At 59.1% G+C, this 24,557-nt stretch carries 17 protein-coding genes and 1 pseudogene; 9 read left to right on the top strand and 9 right to left on the bottom strand.

Annotated features, from left to right (window positions below; translation table 11 throughout):
* Positions 1-5 precede the first annotated feature (5 nt).
* Positions 6-1,412, bottom strand: coding sequence for an NAD(P)/FAD-dependent oxidoreductase (locus BLR63_RS07340; protein WP_010562974.1), 1,407 nt, complete (start codon positions 1,410-1,412; stop codon positions 6-8).
* A 49-nt stretch (positions 1,413-1,461) separates the two neighbouring features.
* Positions 1,462-2,271, bottom strand: a complete 810-nt coding sequence (locus BLR63_RS07335) for a helix-turn-helix transcriptional regulator (protein WP_010562975.1) — start codon at positions 2,269-2,271, stop codon at positions 1,462-1,464.
* 258 nt (positions 2,272-2,529) lie between these two features.
* On the opposite strand from BLR63_RS07335, the gene BLR63_RS07330 reads away from it, so the two are divergent.
* Positions 2,530-2,802: a DUF1652 domain-containing protein gene (locus BLR63_RS07330; RefSeq protein ID WP_003217129.1), complete on the top strand. Its 273-nt coding sequence runs from the start codon at positions 2,530-2,532 to the stop codon at positions 2,800-2,802.
* A gap of 20 nt (positions 2,803-2,822) precedes the next feature.
* On the opposite strand, the gene BLR63_RS07325 is transcribed toward BLR63_RS07330, so the two are convergent.
* Positions 2,823-5,270: a UvrD-helicase domain-containing protein gene (locus tag BLR63_RS07325; protein ID WP_010562976.1), complete on the bottom strand. Its 2,448-nt coding sequence runs from the start codon at positions 5,268-5,270 to the stop codon at positions 2,823-2,825.
* A gap of 219 nt (positions 5,271-5,489) precedes the next feature.
* Here BLR63_RS07325 and BLR63_RS07320 point away from each other — a divergent pair, with 219 nt between their 5' ends.
* Entirely contained in the window at positions 5,490-6,185 is a 696-nt protein-coding gene (locus BLR63_RS07320; protein ID WP_010562977.1) for a pirin family protein, read from the top strand.
* Between the two features lie 131 nt (positions 6,186-6,316).
* Here BLR63_RS07320 and pgm read toward each other — a convergent pair whose 3' ends face one another.
* The 4 genes from pgm to BLR63_RS07300 form a co-directional block, all read right to left on the bottom strand.
* Complete coding sequence (gene pgm, locus BLR63_RS07315) at positions 6,317-7,960, bottom strand: phosphoglucomutase (alpha-D-glucose-1,6-bisphosphate-dependent) (RefSeq protein ID WP_010562978.1); 1,644 nt, start codon at positions 7,958-7,960, stop codon at positions 6,317-6,319.
* A 105-nt stretch (positions 7,961-8,065) separates the two neighbouring features.
* Positions 8,066-9,469 carry an aminotransferase-like domain-containing protein gene (locus tag BLR63_RS07310; RefSeq protein ID WP_010562979.1) on the bottom strand — a complete coding sequence of 468 codons (1,404 nt, stop codon included), beginning with the start codon at positions 9,467-9,469 and terminating at the stop codon, positions 8,066-8,068.
* Entirely contained in the window at positions 9,466-10,884 is a 1,419-nt protein-coding gene (locus BLR63_RS07305) for a hypothetical protein (RefSeq protein WP_042946413.1), read from the bottom strand. Before BLR63_RS07305 ends, BLR63_RS07310 begins: the two co-directional genes overlap by 4 nt.
* Before the next feature lie 714 nt (positions 10,885-11,598).
* Positions 11,599-12,621 (bottom strand): zinc-dependent alcohol dehydrogenase family protein, encoded by a 1,023-nt coding sequence (locus BLR63_RS07300; protein ID WP_010562981.1) that lies wholly within the window; start codon positions 12,619-12,621, stop codon positions 11,599-11,601.
* 267 nt (positions 12,622-12,888) lie between these two features.
* Here BLR63_RS07300 and BLR63_RS07295 point away from each other — a divergent pair, with 267 nt between their 5' ends.
* The 3 genes and pseudogenes from BLR63_RS07295 (at position 12,889) to BLR63_RS07285 (ending at position 15,988) form a co-directional block, all read left to right on the top strand.
* A complete protein-coding gene (locus BLR63_RS07295) occupies positions 12,889-13,803 on the top strand; it encodes a LysR family transcriptional regulator (RefSeq protein WP_010562982.1) in 915 nt (304 codons plus the stop codon).
* A 153-nt stretch (positions 13,804-13,956) separates the two neighbouring features.
* Positions 13,957-15,224: pseudogene (locus BLR63_RS07290) on the top strand (tyrosine-type recombinase/integrase).
* Positions 15,225-15,583: 359 nt separating this feature from the next.
* A complete protein-coding gene (locus BLR63_RS07285) occupies positions 15,584-15,988 on the top strand; it encodes a hypothetical protein (protein WP_010562983.1) in 405 nt (134 codons plus the stop codon).
* A 350-nt stretch (positions 15,989-16,338) separates the two neighbouring features.
* On the opposite strand, the gene BLR63_RS07280 is transcribed toward BLR63_RS07285, so the two are convergent.
* Complete coding sequence (locus BLR63_RS07280; RefSeq protein WP_010562984.1) at positions 16,339-17,046, bottom strand: class I SAM-dependent methyltransferase; 708 nt, start codon at positions 17,044-17,046, stop codon at positions 16,339-16,341.
* A gap of 575 nt (positions 17,047-17,621) precedes the next feature.
* Positions 17,622-19,250, bottom strand: a complete 1,629-nt coding sequence (locus BLR63_RS07270) for a sigma-54-dependent Fis family transcriptional regulator (protein ID WP_010562985.1) — start codon at positions 19,248-19,250, stop codon at positions 17,622-17,624.
* Positions 19,251-19,526: 276 nt separating this feature from the next.
* Between BLR63_RS07270 and mhpA the strand changes: the two genes are divergently transcribed.
* The 4 genes from mhpA (at position 19,527) to BLR63_RS07250 (ending at position 24,513) form a co-directional block, all read left to right on the top strand.
* Positions 19,527-21,167 carry a bifunctional 3-(3-hydroxy-phenyl)propionate/3-hydroxycinnamic acid hydroxylase MhpA gene (gene mhpA / locus BLR63_RS07265; protein WP_010562986.1) on the top strand — a complete coding sequence of 547 codons (1,641 nt, stop codon included), beginning with the start codon at positions 19,527-19,529 and terminating at the stop codon, positions 21,165-21,167.
* A 25-nt stretch (positions 21,168-21,192) separates the two neighbouring features.
* The gene (locus BLR63_RS07260) at positions 21,193-22,248 is read left to right on the top strand and encodes a maleylacetate reductase (protein ID WP_010562987.1); all 1,056 of its coding nucleotides are present in this window, start codon (positions 21,193-21,195) and stop codon (positions 22,246-22,248) included.
* 74 nt (positions 22,249-22,322) lie between these two features.
* Positions 22,323-23,162: a dioxygenase family protein gene (locus BLR63_RS07255; RefSeq protein WP_010562988.1), complete on the top strand. Its 840-nt coding sequence runs from the start codon at positions 22,323-22,325 to the stop codon at positions 23,160-23,162.
* A gap of 106 nt (positions 23,163-23,268) precedes the next feature.
* The gene (locus BLR63_RS07250; RefSeq protein ID WP_010562989.1) at positions 23,269-24,513 is read left to right on the top strand and encodes an MFS transporter; all 1,245 of its coding nucleotides are present in this window, start codon (positions 23,269-23,271) and stop codon (positions 24,511-24,513) included.
* The last annotated feature ends 44 nt before the right edge of the window (positions 24,514-24,557 follow it).

Raw genomic sequence — 24,557 nt, 5'->3', positions numbered from 1 at the left:
ACGGCTCAGTGCATGAAACCTTCCATGAACCCGGCCACGCCGGTCGCCAACTTGCGCCGCCAGGGAGCGGTGTTGGGGTTGGCCAGCACCTTGTCTTCATGGACAAAACTACGAATGATCGCGTTGTAACCCAGCCAGCGGCAGGGCTCGGGCTCCCAGGCTCTGAGCGCCTCCAGGCCACGGTCGTGAATCACCCAGGGTTGGTGGGTCAGCGCGGTGTCACGGCCAAGAATCAGGTCGGCCAGGGTGCGACCGCCCAGGTTGGTCGCGCCGACGCCCTCCCCGCCGTAGCCGCCGGACAGCGCGATACCGGTCCTGTGATCGCACAGCATGTGGGGACGGAAGTTGCGCGACATGCCCAGGTTGCCGCCCCAGGAATGGGTGATCCGCACCTGCTTCAATTGTGGGAAGAGTTCGCCGAACAGGTAGCGACGCAGCTCGACCTCGCTGTCGGTCAAATCGAAGTTATGACGTAACCTGCCGGCAAACTGGTAACCGCCACGGGCACCGAACACCAGGCGATTGTCTGCCGAGCGCTGCCCGTAGGTGACCTGGCGACTGCTTTCGCCGAAGGCCTGCCCCTGGCTCAAGCCGATTTCGTCCCACGTGCTGGCGGGCAACGGCTCGGTGGCGACGATCAGGCTTTGCACCGGCAGTTGGTATTGGCCCAAAGGCGGCAAGGTAGTGGCATAGCCCTCGACGGCTGGCACCACCCATGCGGCGCGCACATTGGCCTTGGCGGTGCGCAGGCTGCCGGACTGCCAATGGGTGACGGGACTGTTTTCATAGAGGGTCACGCCCATGCCCTCAACGACCCGCGCCAGACCGCGTACCAGCTTGGCCGGGTGGATCGTGGCGACATGGGGTGCATGGATCCCACCATAGGGCCGGGCGATGCGGATTTGCTCGGCCAGTTGCTGCGGGCTGAGCCAGCGGTAGTCGGCTTCCGTCAGGCCTTGGGCATAGAGCGCATCCAGGTAGCGGCGCAGGCTGCTTTCCTGCTCGGGGTAACGCGCCGCGCAATACAGGGCCCCGCCCTTGCGGTAGTCACAGTCGATGCCTTCGCGGGCCAGCACCTGGGCCACTTCGTCGGGGATAGCGTGCAACAGGTCAAACGAGGCGCGGCGCTGTTCAGGTGCCAGGCCGGCCAATAGACGGTCTTCCCCCAGCAGATTGCCCATCAGCCAGCCACCGTTACGACCCGACGCGCCAAAACCGGCGGTCTGCGCTTCGATAATCGCGATATTCAGTTCGGGCGCCTGGCGCTTCAGGTAGTAGGCGGTCCATAGCCCGGTGAAACCGGCGCCGATAATGGCCACGTTGACGTCCAGGTCATGCTCGAGGGCCGGCCGCGCCACCAGCGGGTCGTCCAACTGGTCCATCCATAAACTGATATTGCGCCATGCCGGCATGCCAAGCTCCCCCACCTCGTTTCGATAGGGGCGATCCTAGAGCGTGGTGTCAGGGGCTGTCTTGCGCGCGTGCACGCAGAGAAATTTGTTTGACGTAGGCCTTGGGCGACTGGCCCGTGTGCTGGCGGAATGCGCTGTAGAACGCCGACAGCGAATTGAAACCCGCCGCGAACGCCAGCTCGTCGACCTTGATCGGCGGCACGGCGGTGTCCAGGGCCGCCAGCAAATGCTGGAGCCGCGCCTGGTTGACGTAGCGGTAGAAACTCTGCCCCAGCACCTGGTTCAGCAAGTAGGAAATCTGGTTGCGGCTGTAACCACACTCCTTGGCGACGCGCTGCAGGTCCAGCTCCGGGTCCAGGTAGGGCTGCTTGAGTTCGAAGTACTGCTGCAGGTCGTTGGCCATATGCCCCAATTGCTGGGGCGACAGGCCCAATCGGCTGACTGTCGGGCGCAGCGACTGGGTGGCTTGCTCATGCACCAGGGACGCGTATTCATTGACCCGCCAGATCAAGCCGTCGCGCACCGTGATCGCCTCGCTGGTGCGAAACGACACCAGGCCCTGACTGCCACGCAAGGTGATGCGGTATTGGATGAACGCCGTGTCGCCATCGGCGCGGATACGGTCGATGTGTTCAATCGCCTCGTCGGCGGCACGGGGCATGCTGGCTTTCAGGTACTCGCGCAACTCGGCGTGACCGATGACCCGGTTCTGAAAAAAGTCGTGGTACTGGATAGCCGGGTGATAGTAGGCCATCACGCCGTCAAGGTCCCGATGACGCCAGCACAGATGGTGGCGCAGCACCAGGTCACCGGTGGCTTGGGTTTGCTGGCTATCCTCAGCGTGGGCGATGTCGGGCATGAAACGCTCGTCGGCGGGTAAACCGTGGAGATTGCCGAAATTCGGCGAGCCCTTCAATGGCCCGTTGAAATGTCTGACTGATGGCCTTTCGCCTGGTGTTCCCTATAACGTGACCTGCATCAAACGAATGGATACCAACCGTCCAGCAGGGCAAAAAAATTCACCTTGCATGGGCAGGCGAATGCTACTTTTGACGTTCTTCGACGCCACGACCAGTGACGGTCCTGGCCCCCTGCCGCGAGCTAAAGGAAGCGCTCAATGAACAAGGTGGGCAACATGAATAAAGTGACGTTCCCCAACGCTTGCCAGCTGATGCGCTGGCATTTTCACCCGATGGGCTTCGAGGCAAGCATGGACGCCCCCGGCAGTATGATCGCCCGTCTGTTCGACCGCGCCAGCGGTGAGACCTTGATTGCGATTGCCGGCATCCCCTGTGCCACCGTGATGAATGCCGCCGATGTCGAGCGCATCATCGAGGCGGTGGAGGATGAGCTGGAGTCCTTTGTACCGCCGCTGTCATTGCGGGCCTGAGCGCCCTTCGATCAGCGCACTCAAGTGCGCTGATCGTCGAAAAACGCTTTCTTCCCATCGACCCGCTCCGAGGCCCTCGGCACATTCACTGCCTGGCCTTCCGGCTTCTCCACATACCAATAGCAGTGGCTCACCGCGCGGGTAATGCCGACATAGGCCAGGCGCAGCACCTCGTCCTTTTGTGCCGTGTCGTAGGGCTCGCGATCACCTTCATTGCCCAGGCCGGCCAGGCGATAGACCTGATTCTTGTAGGGCGAGCTAGTCATATGCTGACAATCCCCGAGCAAAAATACCGCGTCTGCCTGTAGGCCCTTGGCGCTGTGATAGGTCAGCTGCTTCAATCTTCGCGACAAGGGCGGCAAGCTAGAATCAACATTAACTACGGCCTGAATATGCTCTTGAATCAGCAACTTATCGCTACTTTTTCGATAAAGCATTAACACCGTTTCACCCTTCTGATAGTGCTCCAGCAATTGCCGCCCCAGCGCCGCATCGTCGCGCTCCAGCACCACCACCGGCACCAATGCCTTGGGCGCGCCACTGGCCTTGGCCTTCTTGCCGGGAATCGACGGCGCGGCCCGAACGATATGCTCGGCGGCGTCGATGATGTGCTGATGGCTGCGGTAATTCTCGCTCAGCAACACGCGGGTGGTGCTCGGCGAGGGGAATTGCTGGTTGAACTCCATGAAGTACTTGGGCGAGCTGCCGCGCCAGCCGTAGATCGATTGCCAGTCATCCCCCACGCACAGCAACGACGAGCGTTGTGCGCCACGCCCCACGTGCATGGCCGGGCCGCGGCTGCGGATTTCACGCAGGCTGGCGCGAATCCAAGAGACGATCTGAGGCGAAACGTCCTGAAATTCGTCGATCATCAGGTGGGACATTGGCCGTAACAGTGGATCGCTGAGCAGCTTGAGGTTTTCCGGGGTGTTTTCACCGAACAGCGAGAACATCCGGTTGTAGGTCATGATCGGCGGCGATTGATCCAGCAGGTGATCTTCCAGGGCCTTCCAGAAAATGCTCAGGGCTTCGAAGAAGAACCGGTCCGGATCGTCCTTGGCAAAGCTCATCTGGCCGACGGCGGTTGGCACATCCAGCCCGAGGTTCTCGATAAACCCGGCGGCCATGACAAAACAGTCCAATAGCGGCGTCGAAGCCAGCTCGCCCTTGACCTTGTAATCGAAGCCGGGCCCGGCGCTGGCGTCACCGGCCAAGCTGCTCAACAGACGCTTGGAAGACTCATAACTATCAAGCCATATCAAAGGCTTACGACAGAAAGCTTGAAACAGTGTGCGCTTTACCGCCCACTCGGCACGCACCGACAGTTTCGCGTTCGGGCGGCTGAGCTGTGGGTTTTCCCGCGCGTCGAAGCCGAGCACGACCCAGGCATCCAGTTCGGCAATGTAACCGTGACAATGGAATTGGGCGCCATTGATGTCAAAGGTCTGCCGGCTGGGCGCGATGCCCTTGATGGGCCAGGCGCCGGCGCGAAACCACAGGTCTTCGATCACATCGCAGAGTTCTTCATCGCGCTTGGCCGCCAGTTCGGTCACGGCCATGCGCTTTTGTACATCCGGATGATCGCGTTCCAGCTCCTTGAGCTGCAGCCCATGACGGGCCAGCGGCGCAATCAGCTCGCGGAACCGCGCATGACGCCCTTGCAGGCGGTGGTAACAGGCATTCAGGTGTTGGCGCTGGGCATCGCTGATACGCAGGTCGAACGGGTTGCTGTCAGCGTCCTCGACGCCGGCGCCGAGGTTTTCGAACGCCTGCAGGCGCTCGAAGCCCGGCAGGCTGCGCACCATCGGCAGGATGCGTGAGTGAAAGGTTCGCACGACGCTCTGGGCGTGTTTGAGATCAATGGGTTGCCCCCACAGACCGAGTATTTCCATGAGCTTGTTGATGAAGTCCTTGCGCGACTCGCGGGTAAAGGTCACCACGGTCATCGAGTCCAGCTCAAACCCCAAATAGTGGGTAAGCAGCAGGATGCGCAGCACCAGCGAGGTGGATTTACCCGCCCCGGCACCGGCGATGACCGAGGTTGACGGCGTATCGCTGAAGATCATCTTCCATTGCGCCGTACTCGGTTGCGCATGGGCCGGCAGCAAGCGAGCCACATCGGCCTTGATACGCTTCTTGATCTCGGCGGTCAGGGGCAGGCGCCAATCATCGAACAGGTTGTCGTCGACGCCCGGCGCACGGTGCTCATCGGAACGAAAGTCGCGAATCAGCAGGACTTGTCGGCCTTCCTCGATACCATCGGCCTTGCCCTCGCGATAACCATACTCCACCCCGGCTTCATGGCCGCTGCGGAATCCGTCAGCCTGCCCATGCAACCACGAGAACCGGTGCTGGGCGCGCAGGCGGGTCAGGCCATGGCCAAACAAGCGGGCGACGAGGCGTTTGAGCAGCGGCATTTCTGCCAACGGGCGCAGTTCAGGGGGCAAATCGGGGGTTTGTTGCGGCACGCGGACTCCTGCGATGAGCTTGGCTTCGACAAGGCGGCCATGGTCGCCGGAATCGACGCTCAGTTCCAGCCAATTGCTTTGCGCTCATGCAGTTAGGCGATGAAGTGAAAGTCAAAACGCCCGCATTCAATCCAATCCATCGATAGGTGTGACGCACTTTTTACGCTTTTTTTCGATCATGTACTGCCGGATCATGGGCACCATCCACAGGAGACGATCATGCTTGAACTTCGACCTTTCAACGCCCTGGGCGGCGCCCACCATGGTTGGCTTGACGCCCATCACCATTTTTCATTTGCCGAATACCACGACCCCAAGCGTATGCACTGGGGCAATCTGCGGGTATGGAACGACGACATCATCGCCCCCGGCACCGGCTTCCCGCAGCACCCGCACCGCGACATGGAAATCATCACCTATGTGCGTGAAGGCGCCATCAGCCATGCCGACAACCTGGGCAACAAAGGCCGCACCGAGGCCGGCGACGTGCAGGTGATGAGTGCAGGCACCGGGATCGCCCACAGCGAATACAACCTGGAAGCCACGCCGACCAAGATCTTCCAAATCTGGATTATTCCGAACGAAGCGGGCTTACCGCCTTCGTGGGGGGCCAAGCCTTTCCCCAAAGGGGATCGCCAAGGGTTTGTCACCCTCGCCAGCGGCAAATCCGGTGACAGCGAAAGCCTGCGCATTCGCGCCGATGCCCGCCTGGTGGCGGCCAACCTCAAAGCCGGGGAAAGTGCCGAATACCGCCTCGACAGCGGGCGCCGTGCGTACCTGGTACCGGCCACAGGGGTGATTGAAGTCAATGGCTTGCGTGCGCAAGCTCGAGACGGTGTGGCGATTGAGCAGGAGCAGGTATTGCGGGTGACGGCGATAGAAGACAGCGAGATCGTACTGGTCGACCTGGCCTGATATTCCCCGTCACCCTGTAGGAGCGAGCTTGCTCGCGAAGATCGTCAACGATAACGCGCCGTTTCTGATGCGGCGTGGTGTGGCGGACTTCTTCGCGAGCAAGCTCGTCCTACAGGGGCCAGGGTCGGGGGTTACTGGCTGATTGCACCGTCAACCAATACCTGTGCCTCTTCCACCAGCTGCTTGAGGTGATCTTCGCCAATAAAGCTCTCGGCGTAGATCTTGTAGATGTCCTCGGTGCCCGATGGCCGCGCGGCGAACCAGCCGTTTTCGGTCATGACCTTCAGCCCGCCGATCGCCTGGTTGTTGCCCGGCGCGTGACTGAGGATCTGCTGGATGGTTTCTCCGGCCAGTTGCGTGGAGGTCACCTGCTCCGGCGACAACTTGCCCAACAGGGCTTTTTGCGCCGGGGTGGCCTTGGCGTCGACCCGAATGGCGAACGGCTCGCCCAGGGCGTCGGTCAGGCCACGGTAGATCTGGCTCGGGTCCTGGCCTTTGCGCGAGGTCATTTCGGCAGCGAGCAAGGCCGGAATCAGGCCGTCCTTGTCGGTACTCCACACCGTGCCATCCTTGCGCAGGAACGAGGCACCGGCGCTTTCTTCGCCGCCAAAGCCCAACGAACCGTCGAACAAGCCATCGGCAAACCACTTGAAGCCCACCGGCACTTCATACAGGCGACGGCCAATGCGCGCGGCCACGCGATCGATCAGGCCGCTGCTGACCACGGTCTTGCCCACGGCCGCGTCGGCGCGCCAGTCGGGACGGTTCTGGAACAGGTAGTCGATAGACACCGCCAGGTAGTTGTTCGGTGCCAGCAGGCCGCCGGACGGGGTCACGATGCCGTGGCGGTCGTGGTCCGGGTCGCAGGCGAAGGCCACGTCGAAGCGTTCCTTGAGGCCGATCAGGCCCTGCATGGCGTAGCTGGACGACGGGTCCATGCGGATCTGGCCATCCCAGTCGACGCTCATGAAGCGGAACGTCGGGTCGACTTCGGTATTGACCACGTCGAGGTTCAGGCGGTACTGCTCGGCAATCGCCGACCAGTAGCGCACCCCTGCTCCGCCCAGCGGGTCCACGCCCAGGCGCAGGCCAGCGCTGCGGATGGCGTCCATGTCGATCACATTGATCAGGTCGGCCACATAGCTGTTGAGGTAATCATGGCGGTGGGTGGTGTCGGCCTTGAGCGCCTGGGCGTGGGTGATGCGTTTGACCCCGGCCAGTTTATTGGCCAGCAGCTCGTTGGCCTTGGCTTCGATCCACTTGGTGACGTGGGTATCGGCCGGGCCGCCATTGGGCGGGTTGTACTTATAGCCGCCGCTTTGCGGTGGGTTGTGGGACGGCGTAATCACGATTCCGTCCGCCAGGCCGCTGCTACGGCCACGGTTGTAGCAGATGATGGCGTGGGAAATCGCCGGGGTCGGCGTGTATTCATCGCCTTCGGCCAGCATGACGTGCACGCCGTTGGCGGCCAGCACTTCCAGGGCGCTGGCGCCGGCCGGGGTCGACAGTGCGTGGGTATCCAGGCCGACAAACAGCGGGCCGTCGATGCCCTGGGCCTGGCGATACAGGCAAATGGCCTGGCTGATGGCAAGCACATGCCATTCGTTGAAGCTCAGCTCGAACGAACTGCCTCGATGCCCGGAGGTACCAAAGGCCACGCGCTGGGTGGAGATTGCTGCATCGGGCTGGCCGGTGTAATAGGCCGTGACCAGTCGCGGGATATCCACCAGCAACTGGGCTGGCGCCGGTTTGCCCGCAAAAGGACTGATTGTCATGCATAAACCTCGGAAAGAAGGAGTCGGAAAAAACGGCAGTTTACTGAGAGTTTGACTGCTAAGCGACGTTATAAATCCTACAACGCCAAGAGAAATTTCACGCACCTAGCCCATCTGTGCGTGCCTCAGGGCCTCACCCAATGCAGACAGCGCACTATTGAGGTTGGGCTGGCCGTGGAAGGTGTGGCTCAAGCGCAGGTGCTGATGATGCAGGCCCCGGACGCTGAACAACTCACCGGGCGCCATGACCACCTGCTCGGCCAGCAGGCGCTGGAACACCTGGCGCATGTCGACGGCCCGCGTGGATGCCAGCCAGAATGTCGAGCCGGCAGACGGCGGCCGATAGGTCACGTGATCACCGAGGTGCTCGTCCAGGCGCTGGCCCATTTCCGCCGCCTGCTCGCGCAGCAACTGGCGCAGGACGCGCAAGTGCAGGTCGATCCGCCCGCTCTGGTACAGCCGCGCAACGGCGCGTTGACGGATCGACGACAAGCGGAACGAACGCAACAGAAACTGGCGCTGCAATTCACTGCTCATGCGCCGGGACAGCAAATAGCCATAGGGCGCTTCCGAACCGAGGATTTTGTCGAACGCCGAAAACACGATCAGCCGCTCAGGGTTGACCAGCTCACGCAGCGCGGTTTGCGGGGCATTGAAGCTCAGCTCGCCAAAGGTGTCGTTCTCCAGCAACCAGCAGCCGTGATGTTCTAGCAGTTGCGCCACGCCGAGGCGGTCGCTGGCCGGCATCACCACCCCCGAGGGCAGGCTGACGGCCGACGACAGCATCACCAGGTGCACCGGCTCATCGTGCAACAACTGATCGAGCGTAACTCTGTCGAGGCGCCCTTCCGGCGTCCAGGGCAATTCGATGATGCGCACCCCCGCCTCCTGGAACAGCCGCAGGATCAGCCAGTCGCAGGGCGATTCCACGATCACCGTAGTCCCCCTGAGGCCCAACACTTCCACCAGAATCTCCAGCACGCCGCGCAGATCGGCACCGATATAGACATCATCGGCATGCCAGCAGCGCGTGGGCGACGAGGTATAGCGCGCCGCCAGTGCCGCCCGCAGCTCCCACACGCCGCACGGCTGGGACCAGGGTTGCAAATGGCGCGGGTACTGGCGCACCAGTTCCCGCTCCAGGCGCAACAGGGTTGCATCCAGGGAGGCCAGCAGCGCGGGTTCATCGCCGCTGAGCACCACCATGCCGGGACGACGGGCCGCAGCGTAGAGCCGATCGAGCAAGTCGCCGCCTCCGACCGGCGGGCTCGTCGAGATGGGCCAGGCGTAATACCCCGACTTGGCCACTGAATAGACCCTGCCCTCTTTCTCCAGCAACGAGTAGGCATACTGGATCGTCGAAATCGACACGTTCAAGCGCATCGCCAATTGCCGCAGAGAGGGCAACTTTACCCGCCCATCGGTACTGACTTCGTTGATCAGGTTGATCATGTAGCGATAGACCGCCTGATACGCAAAGTCCGCCTGCCGTTCGCCGCGCAGGATCATCGCCCGGACAATTGACAGGCCCGCGCATGGCCGCGCGGTGTTGCGTAGGTGCCGCGCAACTGGACGCCGGCCAGTGGCCGCTTGCGGTACAGGTGCTGCAGCAAGGGCATGGACAAGCCACTGGTGTCGGTGACCCACTGCTGCAGCATGTCGGAGGACGGCTTGCCCTGCAGCACCTTGTGCAGTTCAGGCAGCGCCACCAGCATGCCCGGGTGGCATTGGCGCAGATAGCCTTCCAGCCGTTCGCCATGATGGATGAACGGCGAAAACAGCAGGCAGGTCAGTTGAGTTTCATCCAGGCCAAAGAATTGGTTCGCATAGGTGCTCGACAGCATGCGACCTTCGCGGGTGCTTGCCTGGGCGAGCAGCTCCTCGGACATGTGCAGGCGCCGCATATAGGGAGCCGCCTGCAGGATAAACCCTTCCACCCCCGCCCCGTAATCGAGCTCTCGTAGGCTCTGCGCCTGCAAACCGCGCAGGTGGGCCATCAGCAACGGATTGGAATAGGACGGATAGCTGAAGTGAAAGCCCAGCGGGTCGGGGGCGTAGGCCATGAATTCACCCAGCAACGTCGAGGTTGCCGGGTCGACGTCCGACAGCAAGTCGGCAACGCCGATGTAAGCCAAGTGACGATGGCTCGGCTTGCTGGGATTATCGCTGGCCACGTAATGCTCGCCGTACACATCACGGTAGTAACCGGCGCTCCACTCTTCCATTCGCGCGAACAACCCACTGAGCGAGCGCGGCCAACCCCGAGTGACGGAGATGCCACTGCCCTGGGCGGTTTTCTTGAGCCAGGCCAGCAAGTGGCTTTGCTTGCGCGGCGAGTCACCACTGACCAGCGCATGCACGCCGCCGTTCCAGGTGCTGACACGCTGGTAGAAATCCCCCAGGGACAGGTAGGTGTCATTGCACAACGTCGCGCGACAGTCTCCAGATGTCACATGCCCCACCATCAGCATATTGCGCTGGCTGACTTCCCGGCCAACGGCAGAGGCCGGGCGCTGGTGATTGAACGGCTGGACGTCCTGATTTTCCACCATCAGTAACTCAACCCGTGGATCATCGTGGAGAAACAAACGGCTGTAGCCTCGATTGATGGTGTCGAGCCTGCCCTCGGTCATGCCCGAGTGGCGCAACGTCGCGACCCGCAAATGAAAGGTACGGGGGGCTCGCATGGCAATACTCAGTTGCGCTGCGCGCAGCAATGCCAGGGTGTAGCTGCTGACTTCGCCGCCGCCATGGGCCACCAGTACCTTGTAATCCCCGACCTGCTCCATCCCACCGGCCGCCACAACTATTCGCTGGACCAACAACTGCAGCGCCGTACGTTCCGCACGAGTCAAGTGCCCGATCAAACGCTGCAGAACTTGCTGGTAAACATAATTCATAGCCTGTTCGTGAATAGTGCTCATCGTTCTACTACCTGAGTTGAAATATCAGTTTCAAGCAAGTGTCGACAGGACTTGCCCGACTTAATGACTTGCGTGAGTAAGAAGTTCGTGTGTCGCACCGTGCGCCGACGAATAAACACTAGCACCGCGCAACAAAACGACACGGGTCCCCTTGAAGGCTCCCCATTGCCCAATAAACGCATCAACGCCAGGCTTTACTGGGCAGGAACGGATCAAGGCAATAGCCTTAGGACCATTCCGACAAGCTCCTACACATCATTAACCAACAACTTAAAGAAGCGTCCGACAAATAGAGCCCGACAACTTCTCCACTTGCCGACTTTAGACTTTTCATGGAATTCCCTATTCCCCTGGCACCACGCAGCGACCGCACCGTTAGTTCGAGGAACCCGTGACAGCGGTGTTAGACATTTATTCATTGCTCAGTCCTTGAGATGAAAGTGAAGGTGCAATTATCAGTGCTGGAATAATGATTAATAGATACAGAAGCCGGAAGGAAACCAGTGCAGATGAGCAGCACGCAACACGCGAATCGCGCGCATACGACCGCGCCGCGCTGGAATTCAGGGCGGCGTCAGGGAGTAGAGATAGATTTCAGGGGCTGAAACGCCAAGTAAGCGCTTCAGTGGCGGTGCAGATTCAGCCCTGTCAAATGGCGCATTTGCCCCATGCGCCCCTTGCCGGGAAGGCTCGTTTTGCGAATGTTCCTACACCTTAAACAGCTTCAACCTGCAACGCGACTCGCTCGCGGCATGGGCATTCGTCCATATAGCGGTGCGCTTCCACGAATTGGCTGAACGGAAACACCGTGGTTTTCAGCGGCACGAGCACACGGTCGGCGGTCAACTGGTTGATATCGCGCAGGGCACGTTGCATCGCCACCGCGTCCTGGGCAATGCCCAGTTCTGGCTTGCCGGTGAAGTTGCCGATGCAGTGCACGAAAAACTGAATGTTTTTCTGGAACGCCGCACACGCTGGGAACGGTGTCTGGTTGCCGCCCTGCAGGCCATACAGCACCAGGCTGCCACGGGGCGCCAGCACATCGCCGAGCAACGACATCTGCGGGCCGCCCAAGCCATCGAACACCACGTCGACGCCACGGTTGTCGGTGAACTTGTTGACTTGCATCAGCAGGTCCTGCTCTTCGGTGACGATGACCTTTTCCGCCCCCAGGGACAGCAGGTATTCACGCTCCTCGCTGTTCTTGGTTGCCGCAATCACCCGCACACCCAGGGCCTTGCCCAGTTGCACGAACGAAGGGCCGGCGCAATGGCTGGCGTCGGTCACCAGAGCGAATTGCCCAGGTTTGACCCGTGCCAGGTCGACATATGCAAAGTAGGCAATCAGCAGCGGCGTGTAGTGCACGCTGGCTTGGATAGGGCTCAAGACATCCGGGTAACGGGTCAGGGCCGAACGGGGCAGGACGATCTGCTCGCCATACACCGGATAATCGTTGGGGCTCTCGGCGGGAAAACTGGCGACTTTATCGCCCACGGCCAAGTCATCCACGCCATCACCTACAGCAGTGACGACACCGGCCATCTCATGACCAAGGCCGGACGGCAGACGCGCATGGGAAGGCGCCAGGTTCTGGCGCCACAAAATGTCATACCAACTGATGCCAATCGCTTCGACACGCACCTGCACTTCGCCCGGTGCGGGCAGTGCAGCTGCATGCTCTTCGCATTTGAGCACCTCGGCCGGACCAAACTTGTGAAAACGAATCGTGCGGGACATCGCAAACCTCGTCAAAGTAACCTCTAATGCCATGAACTTTATCTGGGCTTTCCGGGTAAGACCACCGGTCGCCGTTAATAGTCGACATGCCTGTCATTGATTCCGCATCTGAGGAATACACCTCAAGTATCGTAGGAAAACTCAATAATCCAATGCAGAGTACCAGTCTTTCCCCGTAAGATTCATGCCGTTCATGCGTCTGACTAGAGCCCAATGGCTCTTAAAAGGCCGCTCTCGTCAAGCAAGCTGACTCTTCCAGGACACAAGATGAACCGTAACGACCTGCGTCGTGTCGACCTGAACCTCTTGATCGTATTCGAAACCTTGATGCATGAGCGCAGCGTGACCCGCGCCGCCGAAAAACTGTTCCTCGGCCAGCCAGCCATCAGCGCCGCCTTGTCGCGCCTGCGCGGCCTGTTCGATGACCCGCTGTTCGTGCGCACCGGACGCAGCATGGAGCCAACGGCGCGTGCGGTAGAAATCTTCGCCCTACTCTCCCCGGCCCTGGATTCGATTTCCACCGCCGTCAGCCGCGCCGCCGAATTCGACCCGGCGACCAGCACCGCAGTGTTCCGTATCGGCCTGTCCGACGACGTCGAATTTGCCCTGCTGCCCCAACTGCTCAAACGCCTGCGCGCCGAAGCCCCCGGCATCGTGCTGGTGGTGCGTCGCGTCAACTACATCCTGATGCCCGGCCTGCTGGCCTCCGGCGAAATCTCCATCGGCGTCAGCTACACCGCCGACCTGCCGGCCAACGCCAAACGCAAGGTACTGCGCCGCAGCCTGCCGAAACTACTGCGCGCCGACAGCGTACCGGGCTCCCTGAGCCTGGACGACTTCTGCGCCCGCCCCCACGCACTGGTATCGTTCGCCGGCGATTTGAGCGGGTTTATCGATGAGGAGTTGGAAAAGCTCGACCGCAAACGCCATGTCGTGCTGGCCGTGCCGCAATTCAACGGGCTGGGCACACTGCTTGCCGGCACCGACATCGTCGCCATCGTGCCGGACTATGCCGCCGAGGCCCTGACGGCCGCGGGCGGCTTGCGGGCTGAAGACCCGCCGCTGCCGGTGCGCTCGTTCGAGTTGCACATGGCGTGGCGTGGGTCGCAGGACAATGACCCGGGGGAGCGGTGGTTGAGGTCGCGGATTCAGATGTTCTTCGGGGACCCCGATAGCCTGTAATGGAGTTCCAGTAAATTCCATAAAACTGTTTTATAACAAGTGCTTATTGGTAATTTAAGTCCACTGCCGCCTGTCTAAATCCAATGGATTCCACGACTCATGGGGGCATAATTGGGGGCAAATTTCGGTTCCTTAAAAAAGATGCCCCCACCGATGCCCCCAGATAATGCGGTTGTTTTCAAACGAAAACTCAGCGATGCCTTGATCCGCTCACTGACCGAACCCGGCAAACACGCTGATGGCGAAGTCCCTGGCCTCTACTTGGAGGTAAGGGCGTCGAGCAAGGTCGGCAAATCCCCTTCCAAGGTTTGGCGATTGAAGTATCGGCTGCATGGCAAGGAAAACCGCTTCTCCATCGGCGCTTACCCCGAAATTGGTCTCAAGGGGCGCGCGACATTGCCCGCGGCGCACGCCGCGACGTAGCTAACCACACCGCTCCGCTCAAGGCCAAGACCGCCAAGATCGAGGCACAGTTGCTTAATGAAGAGCACACCTTCGCGTACGTGGCCGAGCAATGGTTGGCATTCAAGTCTGCCGAACTGGTGACCAAATCCATCTCGGGGTTTAACGGAGCGCTGAACAACCACATCTTGCCCGCGATTGGTAAAAAACCGGTCAGCGAGATCAAGCTGGAGCACATCACCACAATCATTACGGAGTTGCGCCGCCAGCGCACGATGGCTATGGCCCGGCGCGTGCGTACCATCATCCGTGCCGTCCTGGGCTTTGCCGAGGGGCGCGGATGGGTGGAACGTAATGTGGCGCTCAGCAACATTGAGGAATTGAAGATCCGCCATGTCGTCACCAGCAACCCGGCGGTCGAAAGGCCAGCCGATCTAGGCAGGTTTCTTCTGCGTCTGGATGACTGCAACGACGGCAGTGTTACCTCCGCGATGCGCCTGCTGATTATGTTGCCGGTCCGCCCAGGCGAGCTGGTGCAGATGCGCTGGGAAGATGTCGACTTGGCGGGCGCCGATTGGCGTTATGTGGTGAGCAAGACCAAGCACCTGGACAAGAACAAACACATCGTGCCGTTGCCTGAGCAAGCCTTGGTTCTGTTACGCGAGCTACATAAAACCCGCGTGGTGGATGAAGAAGGCAAAGGCTGGGTGTTCGTCTCGCCAGTCTATCCGGGACGCCCCATAAATCCGACCTCCATGCTCAAGTCCTTTCAGCGCATCTGGCCAGAGTATGACATCACAGCCCACGGCTTTCGCGCGACCTACAGAACCATTGCCCACGAGCACTTGGGTATTGATCCAATTGTGCTCGAACTATCGTTATCCCACCGCATGCCAGGTGCGCTTGGAGCTGTGTATGCGCGCGCTCAACTGCTGGTACAGCGCCGGGAGGCGGCTCAGCAATGGGCGAACTACTTAGACCAACTGCGGCAAAACGCGGCGCGAGCGATGGCAGATTGACGATACAGCGAATACAAATCAGGAGATTGGAGCGGGAAACGAGACTCGCATCTGGCGTCCTCCCCATTGACATCCATGGGATTTCTTTTTTTGACGAGCCAAGGAAAGTCTTAATTCTGGACTTGTAAGGCTTTTGGATGCTGCCCGTAACCAATGGATGTATTGAAATAAAACGCCCGCATCGAAACTTAGGGAGTGAGTGGTACTACCCCCCCTCCGCGCCATTGGTACTAGGCGCTTTTGTACAATTGATACTGCTGTTCAGCCCTCGCAATACTTACCACCGTAAACCAGCCAGCAACAACAATAATAATTACTGCAGGGCGCCTAGATGCGCCGATGAGACAAGGAGTTCTTAAATGTTTGGTTACTATGCGCAATACAGCAAGGAATACATCACCACCCTGATGATCGTGACCACCCTGTTCTTTGCCTTACCCATCTTCCTCGCCCCGCTCCAATGGGCCCGGCTCATGCGCTGGACCATCCCCGAACACCAACACCTGGCTATCTATTTCGGCCGTTGCCTCGGTGCATTCATTCTTGTCGTTGAAATAGCGATGTTGCGTTCGGCCACCACTGGCACCAGTTTCAGTTATGCCTTCGATATTCTTTTCGTGGTCTTCACGCTGATGTTCTTCGTGCATGTCTACGGCGCAATCAAAAAGATCCAGCCTATTACCGAAACACTGGAAATCGGTTTCTGGATGATCCTCTTCGTACTCAATATTTTGTTCTACCCCACCACCAGTATCACGCTGTAAACCTTCGCCGGACCGTGGCCGGAAGTTTGCCGGTCGCCATTCAACCCCGTTAAAAGTCCGCATTGCCTGGCGCCTTCGCGTCGGCGGTCCCGTGTCCGCCGAACGCTGCGCCATGGCCGGTTCAAGGAGTGAACATGATCGAGTCCAGGGAAGACGCCGCGCTCAAGCATTGGGTCAGTTTTCGGTCAGCGGCAACACCCGAGCCTTGCCTGTCGTAAAGCTGGGCGCTTTCAATGGATTTCTGGTCCGAGAGACCCGATGGGCGGTCAGTTGTAGGGCGGGGTTGCCTCATACTCCCTCCGGCTCGAGTGTCGTACTGTTCAACGTAACCGTCCGCCCCCCACAACTTCTCAAATTAGGTCAATCTGCAGCGTACAAAACCACCCGTGCATCAAACCAGCCTGAAAGAACTGCACCGGAGCTTCAAACCCGGCGGCCTTAATAAGGCCCGCGACCTGTTGCGCGGGAAGGATCGCAACATCCTTGGCGTAGGCCGCCCGGGCTCGTTCCAGTATTTCTGGCTGAAGACCGTCGGAGGACATCAATGTCATCCAACCGCGTAGTAGCATCTCATAGGCAGGTGATCCGATATCAGAGGCAAGGTCGGCGTTCGCCAATATTCCGTATGGTTTAAGGCGGCGGGCAATCTCGGTAAAGAACGTAGTGCGGGCGTTCACGTCTAACAAGAATTGGGATACCAGGAAGCAAGTGGCAGCGTCGTAGCTAGCCTCGGCGACCAGCGTGTCGAGGTAGCCTTCGTGAAAATGGCATCGCGAGAGAAAGCCATTCTGAACTGCCCTCTGGCGACAGACGTCAAGCATAGCACCCGATGGATCGACGGCACTGAAATGCCAGTTGGGAAAGCGCTCCGCTAGGTGGGCCAGTTCCGCACCCGTGCCAACGCCGACGCAAAGTATCCGGGCATTTTCCGGCAGACAGGTGAAGTGAGAATCGAGCAGCAAATATAAGGCGTCGCGAATGGGGGCCATTCCCGCCCATTGCTTGTCGTAGTTGGCAGCTTGCTGATCGAACAATATTTTGAGTTTTTCATTGCGCATGGGGCACCTTTGAATTGTGATAGACGTATCGCGTTGGTCGCGGTGCAGCTTTCATTATCGTTGGCCTGTCAAGCCCCATAAATCGGTCGCGGCAGGGAAGGCAGTTACCTGCCCCCCCCGCACAGATCCGTAAGTGCGGAACTACCGCATACGGCTCCTGCCTTGGGTGCGTGACGCGAAGCGATCCACAGGATACGGGTGCGCGTTCTTTGGGCTCGGTATGTAGTGATCTGTGAGCAACCCGAAGCGAGACCATTGCAGCCGATTTCGCTGGCTGCGTCGCCCAAGAGCCTGTTGCCAATATTGACATATGACCTTCCTGAAGCGACTCAATAGCTTCAAGTTTCCTGGCACCGCCGCACCAGAAGGAGACGCTCACTGCTAGACCAGCAGCGCGGGCGAGAACGAGCCCTGCAGAACTCTCCTAGCCTCTTCGCATCTAGCTGGACACCACCGAAATTTTCAATGTGCTGTCCCGTCCTCCAATGAAGTCTTTCGAAGGCACAGTTGCTAAAGCGGCGCCAACGTCGTCCGCCTGTGCGAGCCGATCCGCGACTATCAATTTACCCATTTGCCTAACTCTCGACTCGCTCATCCCCAGAAATCCGTGCAGGCCCCTTTTTCAGACGATGCTCCAGCTGTCGGCGAGTAATACCAAGAAGCCGCGCAGCCTTCGAAATGTTGCCGTGGACCCGAGCAACTGCACGACTGACTGACGTATTAATGAGCTCTTCTAGGGGATGTTCATCCAGCCAACGTTCAATGATTTGCTGGCGTTGTTGAGGGATAATGAAGTTTTTTGACGCTTCCGGCTCCCGAACCGAAGAGAGAAACAGGTCACTCAGCCCGATGGGCTCATTTTCATCGGCCAGCACAACTCCACGCTCGATGATGTTCTCCAACTCTCGCACATTGCCCGGGTAGTTGTAATCCAACAGCGCCCGCACAGCCGCCCGCGAAAGCCCCTTGATCGAGCGTTGATGCAAGGTGGAAAAACGCTTGACGAAATAACGGATGAGCAACGGAATGTCTGTAGGTCGTTCGCGCAGTGCCGGTATGTGAATAGGCACTACGTTGATGCGATAGTACAGATCCTTACGGAAGCGGCCCTGTCGGACGTCCTCTTCCAAATCCGCATTGGTTGCGGCGATGACCCGAATATCTACCGGATAGGGTGCATCGCCACCCAACCGATCCACCTCACGCTCCTGCAACACCCGTAGAAGCTTTTCCTGCGCCACGGAGGTCAGGGTGCCGATTTCGTCGAGGAACAGTGTTCCGCCATTGGCCTGCTCGAAACGTCCGGCCCTGGTACGCGTAGCGCCAGTGAAGGCGCCCTTTTCAACCCCGAACAGCTCCGACTCGATCAGCGTCTCCGGCAGTGCAGCACAATTGACGGCCACGAAGGGTTTGTCTGCCCTATGGCTGAGCTGATGCAGCAGTCGGGCAAAGCGCTCCTTACCAACACCGGTCTCCCCCTGGAAAAGTACGGTCACGTTCCGTGCCGCGATCTTCTCGATCCGCCGGCAGGTGGCGAGAAAACTGGGGGCAGCCCCAATCAGATCTGAGACTACCAGGGCGTCATCGAGTATCGGGTCGTTCAGTGAGGCATTGATGTAATCGGTGGAACCGAACAGTTCCAACTGGTCGGCATCGGGGCCCCACTCCTCGATAGGCTTACCGATGATGCGGCATTGCGCATGTCCCATTCCACGGCACTCGACCTCGCGAAACAGCACCGTTCGACCAAAGAACGCGCTAGTAAAACCGGAGGCGTGGCCGATCTGCATCCAGCAGACAGGCTCGGCGGAAATCGGCAGATGGGCCAAGTGGGCGCTGGCCTCGATGGAGTCGTGCCAGATCTGTTCGACATAGTGGTGGCCAGACTCAACGTCGACTTCCATGCGCAACGTCTCTACGCGTGTCACCCCTTCCATCGCATGGAGTAATGGTCCGGCCATGAAAGCGTGATCACTTTCGTCGCCCCGAAGGCTTCGCGCGAGCTCGGCATCGTTTGAGCCAGCGGCGTAACCCATTCGCGCCAGGAGTCGACGTGAGTGGGCTATGCCTATTTCAGCGATTAGCTCACGCCGAAACGCGGCGAAAGCCGGCAACTGCATCAGGAAGGCACGTTGGTTGCCGAGCCAGATTTTGCCCTTTTCCGGCTCCAGTCGTAGCTGCCGAATCAAATCCTTTGGGAACATTTGGCACTCATTATGACGTAACATTTTTGTTGTTATTTACATAACTTATAACAATTATGTTAATTCCTAGCAATACATCCAAAAATTATCACCAATAAAAAACGTCAACTTATTGTTTTATATAAATAATTAGCTTCTTATCTGACTTGGCACACCGCTTGCTCTTCCTATCGTAGTCGTCATGCATCGGAGGATACCTCTCCCCTGCAAGGCGAACTTCCAACAATAAGATAGTGGTGCCGGACGTAGCCGTCCGGTGTCAGGAGAGCGATAACAATGAATGTGCTAAGCCTGCCCGTGGATCACAACAATACAACTGATCATTCCGACGTCGATGTCGCCATCGTCGGAGCCGGTCCAGTAGGTACCCTGTTGGCAATCCTGCTAGGGCAGAAAGGACACCGAGTCACACTCTTAGAGCGCTGGAAAGAGCGCTATGAACGCCCCCGCGCCGTGACATTCGACCATGAGATTGCCAGGATCCTCGCTAGCCTCGGCATTGACTCCGACAATGACTCAGCCATCGACTACCACGACGATTTTTACTATTGGCGCAACGCCAAGGGTGAAGACCTGCAGATCGTCGACTGGAAAAGCACCTCGGCATCGGGCTGGCGGGTTCGTTACTGGTTCTATCAACCGGACCTCGAAAAACGCCTGCTGGATATAGCCGCCACCATTCCGAGTATTCAGTTGATCCGTGGCTGGGAAGCCAACACGCTCAGCCAGGATAGGGACGGCATTTGCCTGGGTGGCCAGAGCGAAGATTCTGGGGTGCCCACTCGAATTCGTGCCAAGTATGTTGTTGGCGCCGATGGCGCAAACAGCTTTGTGCGCAAAGAACTGGACCTCGCCTTTGTCGATTGCGGCTTCTTCTATGACTGGTTGATCCTCGACATGATCCCGCATCAGGAGTTCGCAATCGATCCTGTGCATTGGCAGCTATGCGATCCGAAGCGACCTACGACCATCGTGCCTGGCGGCCCCGGTCGCAAACGGTGGGAATTCATGGCCCTTCCCGGCGAATCAGCCGAAGAATTGGCGTCTCCTGAAAGTGCCTGGAAACTGATGGCCCCTTGGGGGATGACACCGCAGGTGGCCACTATCGAGCGCAGTGCTGTGTACCGCTTCCAGGCGTGCTATGCCCAATCCTGGCGTAATGGTCGCGGGCTGATCGCGGGTGACGCTGCGCATTTGATGCCTCCCTTTGCCGGGGAAGGCATGTGCGCAGGCTTGCGAGATGCCGTGGCCCTGAACTGGCGCCTGGATGCCATCCTCACCGGCAAGATGACCGATAAAGTACTCGACAGTTATACCTCCGAGCGTCGCGAACACGCCAAACACTACATCGAGTTCTCCATGGATCTGGGGCGCATCATCTGTATCACCGATCCCGCCGAAGCGGCAGCGCGTGACGTGCGCATGCAGGCAGAGCTGCAAACTTCCGGTCGCGTTCCGGTCGCCACCGACAAGGCCACCCTGGGGCCGGGTGCCTGGTGCCGTGACGCGGGTCATGCCGGTGAGCTGTCGGTCCAGGGCATCGTCTGCAAAGGTGACCAGCGTGGCCGCTTCGATGACATCGTCGGCCGTGGCTGGCTGGTCATCGGTTTCGGGGAGTCGCCCCGTCAGGCGCTCAAAGCGCATCAACTGGACGCCCTGGAGCGGTTGAGCGCGCAGTTCATCAACTTGGGCGCGGTAGGTAGCCCCTGTGACGTGGAAGACGTTGACGGCACCTATGCGGCCTGGCTTGAAAACATCAATGCACGCTACCTGGTAATTCGCCCTGACTTTTATGTCGCGGCCAGCGCGCGCTCGGCCGACGCCCTGCAACGCCAGTTGGATGAACTGCTGGAGCAGCTTCATCTAACGACAGCCGACCAGGCCACTCCGTGCGCAGTCATTGCCACATCCGCCTGACCGACAGACCCAGGAGTATTTTCTGATGACCGATTTCATCTACATCAACAATCCGGCACGGATCATTTTCGGTGCAGGCAGCTCCCAACGAGTGGCTGAAGAACTCAAAACCCTGGGCCTCCGCCGCGCTTTGGTGCTTTCGACGCCTGCCCAGCAGAAGGACGCAGAACGACTCAATGATGCTCTCGGTGGGCTGGGCGCCGGCGTATTTGCTCACGCGACGATGCACACACCCATTGAGGTCACCGAAGAGGCGTTGAGAACCTATGTTGAGCTCGGCGCGGACTGCGTCGTCGCCATCGGTGGCGGCTCCACCATTGGCTTGGGCAAGGCGATTGCCTATCGCAACGACGCACCGCAGGTAGTGGTGCCGACCACCTACGCGGGCTCTGAAGTCACACCGATTCTCGGACAGACGGAAAACGGCGAAAAAACCACCGTGAGCGCTGCGTCAATCTTGCCCGAAGTGGTGATCTACGACCCGGAGCTGACGCTGGGGCTACCCGTCTCCATGAGTGTTACCAGCGCCCTCAATGCCATGGCTCATGCAGTCGAAGCGCTCTATGCCCGCAATAGCAATCCCATCACCTCACTGATGGCGGTGGAAGGCATTCGGGCGTTGAAGGAGGCCTTGCCGGGCGTAGTCAGGCAACCAGAATCTATCGCCTCACGCAGTACGGCCCTTTATGGCTCATGGCTATGCGGTACCGTGCTGGGCACTGTCGGCATGGCCCTGCATCACAAACTATGTCACACCCTGGGTGGCAGTTTTAACTTGCCCCATGCAGAAACCCACGCCGTCATGCTCCCGCATACGGCCGCGTACAACCAAGTCGCCGCGGCTGATGCCTTGCGTCCCGTGACAAAACTGTTCGGTGGGCAGTTGGGAAGCGGACTCTACGACTTCGCTGCAGCGCTGGGCGCTCCGCTGGCGTTGAAGGACCTGGGTCTGAATGAACGTGACCTCGACCATGCCGCAGACTTGGCAGTCAAGAACCCCTACTGGAATCCGCGACCGGTTGAACGCGACGCCATTCGCGCACTCCTGCAACGGGCCTGGTCCGGCCTGCGACCGGAATGACCAGAAGCGGGCGATCGTAAGCGGACGCCCTGCACCCGCCAATCAGGATCACAAACATAATCCAGGTGGACAACATGATCGAATACTTTACCGAAGAAGGCTCGGCGAAGGCCGTTAACGCACGCATGGGAGACACCGTCAACCCGCGCCTGCGCACTATCATGGCTTCGTTGATAGAGCACCTCCATGGTTTTATCAAGGACGTCGAACTCACAGAACCCGAGTGGGAAACGGCGATCGACTTCCTGACCAGAACGGGGCAAATCTGCTCTGAGCATCGCCAGGAATTCATCCTGCTCAGCGACACCCTGGGCGTCTCCATGCTGGTGGACGCCATAAATGCCCGACGACCTCAAGGCGCCACTGAAAATACCGTTTTCGGACCTTTCCACGTTGACGGAGCGCCGATTCGTGAAATGGGGGAAACCATCTCCTTGGATGAAAAGGGAGAAAGCTGCCTGTATGAAGGGCGAGTCCTGGACTTGCAAGGCAACGCCATAGAAGGGGCCATGCTGGACGTCTGGTCGGACAACATTGATGGATACTACGACGTGCAGCAACCGGACCTGCAGCCCAAGTGGAACAATCGTGGTCGATTTGTCACCGGCGCCGATGGATGCTACAGCTTCCGCGGCATCAAACCGGTGTCCTACCCTATTCCGGACGATGGGCCGGTGGGTCAGATGCTGGCCCTGCTCGGACGCCATCCCTGGAGGCCGGCGCATATGCATTTCATGCTAACTGCCCTGGGTTACCAGCGCGTCGTGACGCACACGTTCGCCGTCGGCGATGAGTACTTGACCTCCGACACGGTGTTCGGTGTGAAAGCCTCACTGCTCCAGACGTTTGAACACAACAAAAGTGGCGCCACTCAGTGGAAAGCCGAATTCGACTTTGTCCTGGTGCCAGGCTGACTGCCGGAACCTGTTTTTCTTCGCCTGGAAACCTCCGTGCCGGTTGAGTACGGCGACTCGTTGCGCCGGCACACTCCTAATTACAAGAACAATAACGGAACACACTATGAAAAACCCATGCAGCTATCGTGCAGATGCTTCTTATGAGTGGAAAGCAGTCACCCTGTTGGCGCTCGGTTTCGGGCTTGTGAGCATTGATCGTTTCATGATCATGCCGCTATTCCCGGTCATCATGAAGGACCTGAATCTGAATTATCAGGACCTCGGCCTGATCACAGGAGTCCTCTCCGTAACGTGGGGCATTTCGTCACTTTTTACGGGTAAGTTGTCTGATCGGTTCGGCCATCGCGCGATCATCGTGCCGGCTGTCATCCTATTCTCCCTGCTGGCCGGTTTCAGCGGACTGGCCAATGGCTTGCTCAGTCTGATGTTGATTCGCGCCGTGATCGGCGCTGCGGAAGGCGCCTTCACCCCGGCAAGTATTGTGGCGACGTTGGATGTTTCAAAACCGAGCCGTCATGGCTTGAACCTGGGTATCCAGCAGGCGGCAATGCCGCTCTTTGGCCTCGCGCTGGCGCCGATTCTGGTGACTCAGTTGTTGCACGTCGTCGCGTGGCATTGGGTCTTTGTCATGGTGATGGTTCCAGGGCTGATCGTCGGTCTCCTGCTGCACAAGGTGTTACGAAACACCGACTCCACCGAGGCCGCCGAACACACAATGACCCATGATGCAACCAGCCACCGCTGGACCGACATTTTCACCAGTCGCAATGTTTCGCTTAATATTTTGGGCATGATGTGCTGGCTGACAGTCCTCGTGGTGCTCGGCGCATTTCTTCCCAACTACTTGTTGGACTACATGGGGCTGAGCCTTGAACAAATGGGCTTTGTCCTCTCCGCCATCGGGTTCGGGGGCGCTGCGGGAACCATCCTCCTGCCATGTCTTTCCGATCGCATCGGTCGCAAGCCGGTCATGATTCTGTCGGTCATCGGTGGCGTTGCCTCGCTCTATCTACTGATTAACATCGGTGCCGATACCACTCGCTTGTTCGCGGCCCTGTTTTTCACAGTCTTCTTCGACTTCGGACTCATTTGCCTGACCGTAGGCCCCTCCACCACCGAGTCCGTGCCCGCCAGGCTGATGTCGACCGCTTCTGGTTTCGTTGTTGGCATTGGCGAGATTTTTGGAGGCGGCATTGCGCCCAGCCTAGCGGGCTACGTCGCGCATAACCATGGCATCCAATACACCTTAATATTGGCAATCGGTGCCATGGCTACGGGGCTTTTGATCACGCTTGCGATAAAGGAGACAGCGCCGGTGCGTACCGCAGCGGTTCTCAAAACCACCTGATCGTCTCGTTCCTACAGAGACTGCGAAAAGAAACCTTACCTGAG

It is taken from the genome of Pseudomonas extremaustralis, assembly GCF_900102035.1.
Lineage (GTDB): Bacteria > Pseudomonadota > Gammaproteobacteria > Pseudomonadales > Pseudomonadaceae > Aquipseudomonas > Aquipseudomonas extremaustralis.
Note: the sequence above shows the minus strand (reverse complement) of the source record. Positions and strands in the feature narration are given on the sequence as shown.